The organism is Dyella japonica (assembly GCF_040545895.1).
Lineage (GTDB): Bacteria > Pseudomonadota > Gammaproteobacteria > Xanthomonadales > Rhodanobacteraceae > Dyella > Dyella japonica_D.
In genome coordinates this window covers 437,965-451,569 of the sequence record NZ_JBEPMU010000002.1, presented here as the reverse complement: position 1 = coordinate 451,569, position 13,605 = coordinate 437,965, and the positions used below count along the sequence as shown (strand labels likewise).

10 protein-coding genes are annotated in these 13,605 nt (G+C 64.8%); all 10 read left to right on the top strand.

Going from position 1 to position 13,605, the window contains the following annotated elements; all coding sequences use genetic code 11:
• Nucleotides 1-29: 29 nt before the first annotated feature.
• The 10 genes from ABIC75_RS08635 (at nt 30) to ABIC75_RS08590 (ending at nt 13,579) form a co-directional block, all read left to right on the top strand.
• Nucleotides 30-1,826: a gamma-glutamyltransferase family protein gene (locus tag ABIC75_RS08635; protein WP_354013436.1), complete on the top strand. Its 1,797-nt coding sequence runs from the start codon at nt 30-32 to the stop codon at nt 1,824-1,826.
• 115 nt (nt 1,827-1,941) lie between these two features.
• A complete protein-coding gene (locus ABIC75_RS08630) occupies nt 1,942-2,916 on the top strand; it encodes a DedA family protein/thiosulfate sulfurtransferase GlpE (protein ID WP_354013435.1) in 975 nt (324 codons plus the stop codon).
• 354 nt (nt 2,917-3,270) lie between these two features.
• Complete coding sequence (kdpF, locus tag ABIC75_RS08625) at nt 3,271-3,363, top strand: K(+)-transporting ATPase subunit F (RefSeq protein WP_354013434.1); 93 nt, start codon at nt 3,271-3,273, stop codon at nt 3,361-3,363.
• Nucleotides 3,360-5,162 (top strand): potassium-transporting ATPase subunit KdpA, encoded by a 1,803-nt coding sequence (gene kdpA / locus ABIC75_RS08620; protein ID WP_354013433.1) that lies wholly within the window; start codon nt 3,360-3,362, stop codon nt 5,160-5,162. The genes kdpF and kdpA overlap by 4 nt, the downstream gene beginning before the upstream one ends.
• A gap of 24 nt (nt 5,163-5,186) precedes the next feature.
• Entirely contained in the window at nt 5,187-7,268 is a 2,082-nt protein-coding gene (kdpB, locus tag ABIC75_RS08615) for a potassium-transporting ATPase subunit KdpB (protein WP_354013432.1), read from the top strand.
• Nucleotides 7,269-7,314: 46 nt separating this feature from the next.
• On the top strand, nt 7,315-7,515 hold the full coding sequence (locus ABIC75_RS08610; RefSeq protein WP_354013431.1) for a hypothetical protein: 201 nt from the start codon (nt 7,315-7,317) through the stop codon (nt 7,513-7,515).
• A gap of 82 nt (nt 7,516-7,597) precedes the next feature.
• The gene (locus ABIC75_RS08605) at nt 7,598-9,091 is read left to right on the top strand and encodes an outer membrane beta-barrel protein (RefSeq protein WP_354013430.1); all 1,494 of its coding nucleotides are present in this window, start codon (nt 7,598-7,600) and stop codon (nt 9,089-9,091) included.
• Between the two features lie 10 nt (nt 9,092-9,101).
• Nucleotides 9,102-9,671, top strand: a complete 570-nt coding sequence (gene kdpC / locus ABIC75_RS08600; RefSeq protein WP_354013429.1) for a potassium-transporting ATPase subunit KdpC — start codon at nt 9,102-9,104, stop codon at nt 9,669-9,671.
• A 552-nt stretch (nt 9,672-10,223) separates the two neighbouring features.
• Nucleotides 10,224-12,890 (top strand): sensor histidine kinase KdpD, encoded by a 2,667-nt coding sequence (locus ABIC75_RS08595; RefSeq protein ID WP_354013428.1) that lies wholly within the window; start codon nt 10,224-10,226, stop codon nt 12,888-12,890.
• On the top strand, nt 12,887-13,579 hold the full coding sequence (locus ABIC75_RS08590; protein WP_354013427.1) for a response regulator transcription factor: 693 nt from the start codon (nt 12,887-12,889) through the stop codon (nt 13,577-13,579). Before ABIC75_RS08595 ends, ABIC75_RS08590 begins: the two co-directional genes overlap by 4 nt.
• Nucleotides 13,580-13,605 lie beyond the last annotated feature (26 nt).

Here is a 13,605-nt window from a genome sequence, read left to right as displayed (position 1 = left end):
CGTGCCCCATTCCCTCACGAGGCCGCCCCATGCCTGTCACTTCATGTCGTGTATCGCGTTTTCCCCTGGTCACCGCACTGGCTGCGCTGACGAGCCTATGCGTTGGCCATGCCGCCGCGGCGGACATCAGTCGCGGCGACCGCTATTCCGGTAATACCTGGGCCTCGCGCTCGCCGGTGATCGCACAACACGGTATCGCGGCGACCGAGCAACCGCTCGCTTCGCAGGTGGCCATCGACATTCTCAAGAAGGGCGGCAGCGCCGTGGATGCGGCGATTGCCGCGAACGCGGCGTTGGGCCTGATGGAGCCCGTGCTCAACGGCATCGGCGGCGACTGCTTCGTGATCGTGTGGGATCCGAAAACGCGCAAGCTCTATGGCTACAACGGCTCCGGCCCGTCCGCGAAGGGACGCGACCTGGCCAGGATGCAGGCGGAAGTGAAGGCGGCCTATGCGAAGGCCGGCATGCCGGCCAAGGACCACATTCCTTCCGTGGGCTCGCTGCCCATCACCGTGCCGGGCACGGTGGATGCGTGGTTCGCGCTGCACGAGAAGTTCGGCAAGCTGCCCATCGCCGACGACCTGGCGCCCACCATCGCCTATGCGAAGGATGGTTTTCCCATCACCCAGCTGGTGGCCAAGTACTGGAAGGGCAACTTCGCCGCGTTCGAGCGTGAGAAGGGCCTGATCGAGGAACTGGACAACGCGCGCCACACCTATCTCATCGACGGGCACACGCCGGCCGAGGGTGAAGTGTTCCGCAACCCCGATCTCGCGCGCACGCTCACCCTGATTGCCCAGGGCGGTCGCGATGCGTTCTACAAGGGCGCCATCGCCCACACCATGGACGCCTATTTCAAGCGCATCGGCGGTGACCTGCGCTACGACGATTTCGCCAGCTACCACGGCGAATGGGTGACGCCGCAGTCGGTGAACTATCGCGGCGTGGACGTCTACGAACTGCCGCCGAACGGGCAGGGTTTTGCGGCGCTGGAAATGCTGCAGATCCTCAAGGGCTTCGATCTGCGCAAGATGGGCGTGGGCAGCGCCGACGCCATCACCGCGATGCTGGAAGCCAAGCGCCTGGCCTATGAAGACCTCGCCAAGTTCTACGCCGATCCGAACTTCGTCAACGTGCCGATGAAGGGACTGATTTCGGAGGGCTATGCCGAGCAGCGGCGCAAGGATATCCGTCTCGATCACGCCAACCCGTCGATCGGCCCCGGTGATCCGCGCCTGTTCAATGGCGACACCACGTATTTCGCCACCGCGGACAAGGACGGCATGATGGTGTCGATCATCCAGTCCAACTATCGCGGCATGGGCTCGGGCCTGGTGGCTGATGGGCTGGGCTTCATGTTCCAGGATCGCGGCGAGCTGTATTCGCTCAAGCCCGGCGCGGCCAATGTCTACGCGGCGGGCAAGCGTCCCTTCCACACCATCATTCCGGGCTTCGCGATGAAGGACGGCGAACCGTGGCTGGCCTTCGGCGTGATGGGCGGCGACATGCAGCCGCAGGCCCACGTGCAGGTGCTGACCAACATCATCGATTTCGGCATGAACGTGCAGGACGCCGGCGACGCCGCCCGTTGGCGCCACTACGGCAATGCCGAGCCCACTGGCGAGCCCTCGGAGGGCATCGGCAAGGTGGAGATGGAATCGGGCTTCGATCCACAGGTGAAGGCCGAATTGACACGCCGCGGCTATACCATTGAGCCGGGCACGGGCAATTTCGGCGGCTACGAGGCCATCCTGCTCGACCCGAAACAGCACGTGTACTGGGGCGCCACCGAGATGCGCAAGGACGGCCAGGTCATCGGCTACTGAGGTCCGGCACCGGGCCGTCCCGCGGCGGCCCGGTCAATCCAAGAAATCGATTGTTTTTACGAGCGCCAGCCCCAATCATCGAAAGGCTGCAAGGTGTCACCGGTCGAGGTTTGCCATGGCCCACCACATCATCGAGCTGATCGCCCAATACGGGCTGCTGCTGGTCTTCATCAACGTCCTGGTCGAACAGGCGGGCGTACCGTTGCCTGCCGTACCCACCATGATCGTGGCTGGCGCCCTGGCGTCCACCGAGCGGTTGCCGCTGACCGGCGTGGTGGCGGTGGCCGTGCTGGCCTGCCTGCTCGCGGATTACGCCTGGTATGCGGCGGGCCGCTATTTCGGCGGTGGCGTGATGCGTACGCTGTGCCGCATTTCCCTTTCGCCCGATTCCTGCGTGAAGCAGTCGGAGCTGCGCTTCCAGCGCTGGCGTGGCGGCGTGCTGCTGCTCGCCAAGTTCGTGCCGGGGCTGTCCACCGTGGCGCCGCCGCTGGTGGGCGCCATGGGCCTGCGCGTCGCGCCGTTCGTGTTCTTCGACGGCATGGGTTCGCTGTTGTGGGTGGGCGTGGCCGTCACGCTGGGCTATGTGTTCGCCACCGAGATCGACGCGCTGCTGGTCACGCTGGCCAACGCCGGCAGCGTGGCGCTGATGCTCATCGTCTGCCTGCTTGCGCTCTACATCATCGTGAAATGGTGGCAGCGTCACCGCCTGATCCGTGCCCTGCGCATGGCGCGCATCACCGTGCAAGAACTCAACGACGCCCTGGCCGACGGCCGCAACCCGGCCATCGTGGACGTGCGTTCGGAAGCGGCGCGCATGCTGGACTCGCGCATCATTCCCGGTGCCTTGCTGGCCGACGTGAACAGCGTCGACCTCATCGTCAACGCCGTGCCGCTCGACGCCGAACTGGTGATCTATTGCACCTGCCCGAACGAAGCCTCGGCCGCGCTGGTGGCCAAGGCGCTGATGTCGCGCGGATACAAGCGCGTGCGCCCGTTGCTGGGCGGGCTGGATGCGTGGGATGAGGCGGGCTATCCGATCCATCGCGCAGCGGCAGCCAACGACGAATCCGTGGTGTCGCACGCCGTCTAGGCGCTGCACGACCGCATATTGATGCGGTATCGATAGGCCCGGCCGTCGTGCGCCGGGCGTGGTCCTTTACGGTGCTGCCGGGCCTCAGGGGCAAATTTTTACGGCTTCTATACGCGGCGGGGTGAATTCGCTACCCCTTTCTTATGCGCCGCTTCCGACAATTTCCTCCGTTGACCAAGACGGTGAGTCGGACTTCGATGGATGCCCTTTACCTCCTCTTTTCGATCGTGCTGTTTGCGGCGGCGCTCGGCTTTCTGCTGATCTGCGACCGCCTCGGCCGCCGTCCCTGATCGCCGGTCGTCGCCTCGGGCGACGACGCCACTGGCGCGCGCTTTTCCTGCGGGAGATCCACCCATGAATGCAATCTACCTCGTGGCTGCCGTGATCGCGGTGGCCTTGACGGGCTACCTGTGCGTGGCCTTGCTCAAGCCGGAGTGGTTCGAATGACCACCTTCGATATTTTCCAGGTCGTGTTGTTCCTGGGTGTGCTGCTCCTGCTGATCAAGCCGGTGGGTGCATACATGGCCCTCGCGTTCTCCGATGCGCCCAATGGCGTCAATCGCGTGGGCGGCAAGCTGGAACGTCTGCTCTATCGCCTCGCCGGTGTGCGCAGCGACGAGCAGATGGGCTGGCGCCGTTACGCCATCGCCATGCTGGTGTTCAACATGCTCGGCCTGTTCGCCGTGTATGCGCTGACGCGCGTTCAGCAGTGGCTGCCGCTCAATCCGCAGCATTTCGATGCGCTGTCGCCGGACCTGGCGATGAACACCGCCATCAGCTTCGCCAGCAACACCAACTGGCAGGCCTATGGCGGCGAGAACGCGATGAGCTACCTCACGCAGATGCTCGGGCTGGCGGTGCAGAACTTCCTCTCGGCGGCCACCGGCATTGCCGTGCTGCTAGCGGTGGTGCGCGGCTTCACACGTCGCAGTGCCGACAGCGTGGGCAACTTCTGGGTCGACATGACGCGCACCACGCTCTACGTGCTGCTGCCGTTCTCGTTCGTGATCGCGCTGCTGCTTTCCTCGCAGGGCGTGGTGCAGAACTTCAAGGCGTACGTCGACGTGCCGCTCGTGCAGAACACGACGGCGGTGGAAACGGTGAAGGATGCCGCCGGCAATACCGTGAAGGATGCCGCGGGCAAGGACATGACCAAGTCGACCACGGTTACCACGCAGACCTTGCCGATGGGTCCGGCCGCGTCGCAGATCGCGATCAAGCAGCTCGGCACCAATGGCGGTGGTTTCTTCAACGCGAACTCCGCGCATCCGTACGAGAACCCCACGCCTTTCAGCAACTTCATCGAGATGCTGGCGATCTTTTTGATTCCGGGCGGTCTTTGCTACACCTTTGGCAGCATGGTCGGCGACCGCCGCCAGGGCTGGGCGATCCTCGCCACCATGCTGCTGATCTTTATTCCGCTCGCGATCGGCGCCATTGCCGCAGAGCAGGCCGGCAACCCCGCACTGCATGGACTGGCGGTGGATCAGCAAGCCTCTGCGCTGCAGGCCGGCGGCAACATGGAAGGCAAGGAAACGCGCTTCGGCATTGCCGCCAGCGGCTTGTTCGCCACGGTGACCACGGCAGCTTCGTGCGGCGCGGTGAATGCGATGCACGACTCGCTCACGCCGCTGGGCGGCCTGGTGCCGATGTGGCTGATGCAGCTGGGTGAAGTGATCTTTGGCGGCGTTGGCTCGGGTCTCTACGGCATGCTCGCGTTCGCAGTCGTTGCGGTGTTCATCGCCGGCCTGATGGTGGGCCGCACGCCCGAATACCTCGGCAAGAAGATCGAAGCGCACGAAATGAAGATGGCCAGCCTCGCCGTGCTGGTGCCGTGCGCGCTGGTGGTGATCTGCACGGCCATTGCGGTGATGACGCCGGCCGGCGTGGCCGGTGTGGCCAACCCGGGTGCGCATGGCTTCAGCGAAGTGTTGTATGCGGTGTCGTCGGCGGCGAACAACAACGGCAGCGCCTTCGGTGGCCTGTCCGCCAACACCCCGTTCTGGAATGTGCTGCTGGGCGTGTGCATGTACCTGTCGCGCTTCCTGCTGGCCATCGCCATGCTCGCCATGGCCGGTTCGCTGGCTGCCAAGCGCCACGTGCCGCCGTCGGCCGGCACGCTGCCCACGCATACGCCGCTGTTTGTCACCTTGCTTGCCTGCGTGGTGGTGGTGGTGGGTGCGCTCACCTTCCTGCCTGCGCTGGCCCTTGGTCCGATCGCCGAATTCCTGATGTCGGTGCGCTGATCAGCGCCCGAAGGAAGCTTATCCATGACAACGACTCATACCCCTGTGCACGGCGTTCGCAGTTTCGATCGCAACCTGATCCTCCAGGCGATCGCCGATTCGTTCCGCAAGCTCTCGCCACGCCAGCAGTTCCGCAACCCGGTGATGTTCGTGGTGTTCGTGTGCAGCGTGCTCACCACCTTGCTGTGGGTGCAGGCGCTGACCGGGCACGGCGAGGCGCCGACCGGTTTCATCTTCTGGGTGACGGTGTGGCTGTGGTTCACGCTGCTGTTCGCGAACTTCGCCGAGGCCTTGGCCGAAGGCCGCGGCAAGGCACAAGCTGCCGCGTTGCGCAGCTCGCGCAAGGACGTGGTGGCCAAGCGACTGTCGGCACCATACAAGGATGCGCCGGTCACCTATACGCCCTCGTCCGAATTGCGCGTGGGTCACCACGTGCTGGTGGAAGCGGGCGAGCAGATGCCTGGCGACGGCGAAGTGGTGGTGGGCGCAGCGAGCGTCGACGAAAGCGCGATCACGGGCGAATCCGCACCGGTGATCCGCGAATCGGGCGGTGACCGCAGCGCCGTCACCGGTGGCACGCGCGTGCTGTCCGACTGGCTGGTGGTGCGCATCACCAGCAATCCGGGCGAGAGTTTCCTCGATCGCATGATCGCCATGGTGGAAGGCGCCTCGCGTCGCAAGACGCCGAACGAGATCGCGCTCACCATCCTGCTGGCAAAATTTACGCTGATCTTCCTGCTCGCTTGTGCCACGCTGCTGCCGTATTCCATCTACAGCGTGCAAGCGGCAGGTGCGGGCAATCCCATCACGCTCACCGTGCTGGTGGCGCTGCTGGTGTGCCTGATTCCCACCACCATCGGTGCGCTGCTTTCGGCCATCGGCATTGCCGGCATGGATCGCATGATCCGCGCCAACGTGATCGCTACATCAGGCCGCGCGGTGGAAGCGGCGGGCGACGTGGACGTGCTGCTGCTCGACAAGACCGGCACGATCACGCTGGGCAATCGTCAGGCCGTGGCTTTCCTGCCGGCGCCGGGCGTGGACGAACACACGCTGGCCGACGCCGCGCAGCTCGCCTCGCTGGCCGATGAAACGCCGGAAGGCCGCAGCGTGGTGGTGTTGGCGAAGGAGCGCTTCGGCATCCGTGAGCGCCAGTTGGAAGAAGGCCAGGCCGAGTTCGTGCCTTTCACCGCGCAAACGCGCATGAGTGGCGTGAACCTTGGCTCGCGCCAGATCCGCAAGGGTGCGCTCGATGCGGTGGAGCGCTATCTCGAAGCCAACGGCAGCCATCTGCCGCCGCTGGTCAAGCGCATGGCCGAGGACATCGCGCGTCGCGGCGCCACGCCGCTGATCGTCACGGAAGCGGCGTCAGCGCTGGGCGTGATCGAGTTGAAGGACATCGTGAAGGGCGGCATCCGCGAACGTTTCGCCGAGATGCGTCGCATGGGCATCAAGACCATCATGATCACCGGCGACAATCCGCTCACGGCCGCCGCCATTGCTGCCGAAGCAGGCGTCGACGACTTCCTTGCCGAAGCGACGCCGGAAGCCAAGCTCAAGCTGATTCGCAAGATCCAGGCCGAGAACCGACTCGTTGCCATGTGCGGCGACGGCACCAACGATGCACCGGCGCTCGCGCAGGCCGACGTGGCGGTGGCGATGAACACCGGCACGCAGGCGGCGAAGGAAGCCGGCAACATGGTGGATCTCGATTCCAACCCCACCAAGCTCATCGAAGTGGTGGAGATCGGCAAGCAGATGCTGATCACGCGCGGCTCGCTCACCACGTTCTCCATCGCCAACGACGTGGCCAAGTACTTCGCCATCATCCCAGCGGCGTTTGCGACGACGTACCCGGCGCTCAACACGCTCAACGTGATGAAGCTGGCCACGCCGCAGAGCGCGATTCTCTCGGCGGTGATCTTCAACGCGTTGATCATCATCTTTCTGATTCCATTGGCGCTGAAAGGCGTGAAGTACCGCGCGCTGGGCGCCGGTGCGCTGCTGCGCCGCAACCTGCTGGTCTACGGCCTCGGCGGCATCGTGGTGCCCTTCCTCGGCATCAAGGTGATCGACATGTTGCTGGTGCTCTGCGGTCTTGCCTAAGACCGCCAACCACTGACGCACCACTGGAATCTACGGAGTCTTTGCCATGCAAGTGCTCAAGCTTTCCGTTTCGTTGCCCGACGACACCCACCCGGACATGGAGCTTCGTCTCTCTTCAGACGACTCCGCCTGCGATGTGGTGATCGCACTGCCGGTGCAAGGTCGTCCGCGCATCCAACTGCGCGACACCGAGGCACCGAACAGCGAGCAGGACGACTACGTGCTCGGCGGCTACGCCGGCATCTGATACGCGGCCGTAGGTGGCAGACCGCCAACCCCATTACCCAAACAGAGGACGGCTCCCCTCGAGCCGGTTGCAGGAACACCCCATGATGTCCAAGAAAGTTCTTTCGTTTGCACTGTTGTTGGCGCTCGCCCCCGTGGGCGAAGCAGCGGCTTCGGCGGCCTCGGTGGCCGGTACCGACGTGACGCCGGCAGCGGGTCTCGATGACGGCTCGGCCAGTGCGCCGACGGCCGCCAGCGACGATTGCTCGCAGGGCTTCTTCTCTCGCCTTGGCGCGGCGTATCGCGCGGATGCGCAGCCGGCCGATCCGAATGCGCCGGCCGCACCGCGCCGCGCCATGGATGCGCCGCTCGATTCGCCGCCGTTCCCCAACGGCGAGTGGCAGCTCGGCGGCGTGGCTGCACCGATCGGTGTGCCGGTGGCATACAGCCAGTACCCGCTGCAGAAGGCGCTGTCGTGCACCAAGCTCGGCAACTGGATGAAGCGCAATCGCATCGAGGTGAATGGCTGGATCAATCCGTCGCTGAACGCGAGTTCGTCCAGCTTCACCAACTATCCGTTGTCGTATGCCACGCGTCCCAATCGCCTGGAATTCGACCAGCTGGTGTTCAACATCACGCGCGTCGAAGACACCGTGCAGACCGACCACGTGGACTGGGGTTTCAACATCTCCACGCTGTACGGCTACGACTATCACTACACCGTGACCAAGGGCGTGTTCAGCAACCAGCTGCTGAATCATCCCAATTCGAATGGCCCGCTGCCGGGCAAGGTCTACGGCATCGACCCGATGCTGTTCTACTACGACCTGTACATTCCTTCGGTGGCCGAGGGCATGGTGGTGCGCATCGGTCGCTACCTGTCGCTGCCGGATATCGAAGCGCAGTTCTCCCCGCAGAACTACCTGGTGACGCACTCGATTCTCTACACGGTCGATCCGTATACGCAGACCGGCATCATGACCACCACCAAGCTCAGCCAGCAGTGGACGCTGCAGCTGGGCGTGAATGCGAGCAACGACACGGCGCCGTGGAACCACTCCGCGCGTCCCTCGCTGCAGGCCTGCGTGCGCTGGGTGTCGAAAGACAACAACGACATGCTTTATCCCTGCATCAACAACTGGAACACCTCGGACTACAACTACAACAACGTGCAGATGTACGTGATGACCTGGGGCCACCGCTTCAGCCAGAGCGTGCACATGCAGACCGAGGCCTATTACATGTACGGCCGCAACATCCCGGGCTTCGGGCCGGATGGCGAGCCGGGCGTGGTCGCATCGTCGCCGTATCCGGGCAAGGCGGGCGAGTACGGCGTGGTGAACTACCTCAACTTCGAGTTGAACTCGAGCAACATGATTTCGTTCCGCAACGAGTTCTACAACGACCAGAAGGGCCAGCGCACCGGCTATGCCACCAAGTACAGCAGCCACACGCTGGGCCTCACGCACTGGGTGTCGTCGGATCTGGAGATTCGTCCGGAAATCCGCTACGAGCGCTCGTACGACGTGAACGCATATAACGCCGGCAAGAAGAACTACCAGGCGATCGCGCTGGTTGACGCGATCCTCCACTACTAAGGTGAAACCCATGGGCAAGCTGATTCGCAGCGCCATCGTGATGCTGCTCCTGATGACCGTGATCACCGGCGTGGCCTACCCGCTGGTTGTCACGGGCGTGTCCCAGGTGCTGTTCCCGTCGCAGGCGAACGGCAGCCTGATCGCCAGGGATGGCAAGCCGATCGGCTCCACGCTGATCGGTCAATCGTTCGACGACCCCAAGTATTTCTGGGGTCGTCCTTCGGCCACTTCGCCGCAACCCAACAATGGGTTGTCGTCGTCGGGCTCGAACCTCGGGCCGACCAATCCGGCGCTCACCGATGCGGTGAAGCAGCGCATCGATGCATTGCACGCGGCTGATCCGGGCAATGTGGCACCGGTGCCGGTGGACCTGGTGACGGCGTCGGGCAGCGGTCTCGATCCGGACATCTCGCCGGCCGCAGCGGCTTATCAGGTAGGGCGTGTGGCGAAGGCGCGCGGCTTGAGCGAGTCGCAGGTGAAGGCGATGGTGAGCATGGCGACGACGGAGCGGCAGTTCGGGATGTTGGGTGAGCCGCGGGTCAATGTGCTCAAGTTGAATCTGGCGCTTGATGGGCGGTAGCGTCCATCGTCGTGGCGCGGACCTCACTGGATCGTCATTTCTGCGAAAGCAGGAATCCAGTGACTTCGCGCTGCGATTGTCGCGATGCGGCGACTAGGCCGCCTAGGCGGCGGGCGTTTCGATCGGCTGCCGCCGCTCGAGTCACTTTTCTTTTGCTGGCCCAAAAGATCCCACGGGGACTAGCTTCGCGTCGAAAGTAACCCAAAGAAAATGGCCTCAAGAACCCACGCTGACTGCGGTATACGAGCCCGGAGGTTTTGGAGCCCGGATCGACACGATCTCCCTAATCGACGGTATGGTTACATCGCGAGTAAGGCGGTGCTGAGGACTTAAGGCGCAGGCTCGCTTTGCATCGCCTTTTGCGTTGCACGTCACTTCTCCCTCTCCCTTGCAGGGAGGGGACTGGGGCATTGCCACCTTCACGGTCGCATTAGCGCCTTCATGGTGCTGAGGGGCGGGTGCTCGCGAGGGCGCAACCTATTTTCTGCTTGTGCACTATCCGCATTGAGACCTAAGTCCTACCCTAATCCCACCACATCCCCAACCACACCCATGTCCGAACCATCCCGCGAAGCACGTGCCGATGCCTTGCTCGATTCAATGCAGGAAGAGCGCACGCGTCGCTTGAAAATATTTCTCGGTGCCGCGCCGGGTGTGGGCAAGACGTTTGCCATGCTCTCGGCCGCGCGTGAACTGAAGCGGCAGGGCATCGACGTGGTGATCGGTCTGGTGGAGACGCATGGGCGGCAGGAAACCGCTGCGCTACTCGACGGGCTGGAGCAGCTGCCGCGCCGCAAGGTGAACTACAAGGGCCGCGACTTCACCGAGTTCGATCTCGATGCGGCGCTTGCGCGTCGCCCGGACATCATCCTGGTCGACGAACTGGCGCACACCAATCTGCCGGGCGGGCGGCACGAGCGACGATGGCAGGATATCGCCGAACTGCTCGAGGCGGGCATTGAGGTCTATACCGCGCTCAACGTGCAGCATTTGGAGAGCCTCAATGACCAGGTGCGGCGCATCACCAATGTCACCGTGCGCGAAACGGTGCCCGACGCTTTTCTCGATCGCGCCCGCGACATCGTGCTGGTCGATCTTCCGCCGCGCGAACTGATCCAGCGCCTGAAACAGGGCAAGGTCTACGTGCCCGAGACGGCTGCCGCCGCGCTCGATGCCTTCTTCTCGCCGACCAATCTCGTTGCGTTGCGCGAGCTGGCCGTGGACACCGTGGCCGGCCACGTGGACAGCGACCTGCGCGAGCACATGCTGGCGCGCGGTGGCGCCATGCCGGTGCGTCGTCGCGTGCTCGCCGCCATCGATGGGCATTCGCAAAGCGAATACCTGGTGCGCATTGCGCGGCGCATCGCCGAGCGGCGCGGCGCGCCATGGAGCGTGGCCTTCGTCGATACCGGCGTGACGCTGGACAAGGCGCGCAGCGAGCGGCTGGACGCGGCCATGCGGCTGGCGCGTCGTCTCGGCGGCGACGCCGTGGTGTTGCGCGGCCATGCCATTGCCGATGAGCTCATCGCGCATGCGGATCGCGAAGGCATCGGCCAGATCATCCTCGGCCGTACGCGCGAGCGACCGCTGGCACGCATGCTCGGTCGTTCGCTGACGCAGTTGTTGCTGCGGCGTGGCGCGCACCTTGAGCTCACCATCATCGCCACTCCCGCGGAGCGGGCGAAGTCGCGGCTGCGCCTGCGCATGCCTGGCGGCACCGGACGTCGCGGCGAATATATCTACGCGACGCTGGCCACGCTGGTGGCGTTCGGTCTGTCGTTCATCGCGGATCGGTATCTATCCGTCGCCAATCTCTCGCTGATCTTCCTCACCGCCGTGCTGGTGGTGGCAGTGAGAACGCGCATGGCGGTGGCCGTCTACACGGCGGTGCTGTGTTTCCTCGGCTACAACTTTTTCTTCGCGCCGCCGCGCTACACGTTGATGATCGCCAACGTCGACGACGTGCTGGCGGTGAGCCTGTTCCTGGTCGCGGCGTTGGTCGCCAGCCGGCTCGCCACCAAGCTGGCCAGCCAGGTGGAATCGCTGCGCATGGCGCACGCGCAGGCGCGTGCCTTGTTGGCGTTGGGGCAGCGACTATCCACCAGCACGGATGCCGAGGGCATTCGCCGCGTGGGTGCGGCCGCACTCGCGCATGTGCTGCGTTGCGAAGTGGCAGTGCTGGCGCGCGATGCGAGCCAGGTGCTGCGCGTGGTGGCCGCGTCGCCGCGCGATTTCGATCTGACGTCGCAGGATCTGGGTGCCGCCGAGTGGAGCGAAAAGCACGCCGAGCAGGCCGGCCGCTACACCGACACACTCAACGCCGCACCATGTTGGGTGCTCCCGCTGGGTAGCGACGAAAATCATCTTGGCGTGGCCGCACTGCGTTTCCCGGCCGGGCAGGGCGAGCCCTCCACCGACGAGCGCAGCCTCGCGCTGACCATGGTGCAGGACATCGGCCAGGCGCTGCAGCGTGCGCGTTTGGCCGAGGAACTGGAAGGTGCGCGCGTGCAGGGCGAAACCGAGCGGCTGCGCAACGCGCTGCTCTCCTCGGTATCGCACGATTTGCGTTCGCCGCTGGCTTCGATGATCGGTTCCGCGGGCACGCTCTCCAGCTACGGCGACCAGCTGCCACCGGAAGAACGCCGCGAGCTGCTCGAAGCCATCCTCGGCGAGGGGCAGCGGCTGGATCGCTACATCCAGAACCTGCTCGACATGACGCGCCTGGGCCACGGCACGCTCAAGCTCAATCGCGACTGGACCGATGCCGCCGAGATCGTGGCGGCGGCCACCACGCGCCTGCGCAAGCTGTTTCCCGACCTCAAGGTCGACATCGTGCTGCCGCCGCAAACCTTGTTGCTCTACGTGCATCCGGCATTGATCGAGCAGGCCTTGTTCAACATCCTGGAGAACGCCGCTCGCTTCTCGCCGCAGGGACAACCCGTGCGCGTGGTGGTGCGTCCCAAGGGCGAGCAGGTGCAGATCGATGTGATCGATCGCGGTCCGGGTATTCCGGAAGACGAGCGCGCACGCATCTTCGACATGTTCTATTCCGTCTCGCGCGGCGACCGCGCGCCGCAAGGCACCGGCCTGGGCCTGGCCATCTGCCGCGGCATGATCGGCGCGCACGGCGGCAGCGTGGAGGCCTTGCCGGGCGACGGCGTTGGCACCACCATTCGCATCACCTTGCCGCTCCCGGCGCCGCCCGCGAACCACGCATGACCTCCGCCGCACGTGTCCTGGTCATCGACGACGAGGCACAGATACGCAAGTTCCTCGATATCGGCCTGCGCGCCGAGGGCTACGAGGTATTGCTCGCGGCGAATGCGGCCGAAGGCCTGGCGCTGGCCGCCACGCGCTCGCCCGATCTGGTGATCCTCGACATCGGCCTGCCTGACCGCGAAGGGCACGAGGTGCTCTCCGAGTTGCGCCAGTGGACGCACGTGCCCGTGATCATGCTGTCCGTGCGTGATGCGGAAAGCGAAAAGGTGAAGGCGCTGGACGCAGGCGCGAACGATTACGTCACCAAGCCCTTCGGTATCCAGGAGCTGATGGCGCGCCTGCGTGCGCTGTTGCGCAATCGCCAGGGCGAGCCGGAAGCCATGCAGCGCTACGACGACGGTCAGCTGGTCGTCGACCTCGGCCGCCGCGAAGTGTGGCTGGATGGCGCGCAGCTCTCGCTCACACGCAAGGAATATGCGGTGCTCGCGCTGCTCCTGCGTCATGCGGGCCGCGTGGTGACCCAGCAGCAGCTGCTGCGCGAGATCTGGGGCGCCACCCATACCCACGACAGCCACTACCTGCGCATCGTGGTGGGTAAGCTGCGCCAGAAGCTGGGCGACGACCCCACCACGCCCCGCTGGCTCAAGACCGAGCCCGGCGTCGGCTACCGCTTCATCAGCGCCGCCTGAGCCAGCCGGCCTGCGTGTCTCAACCC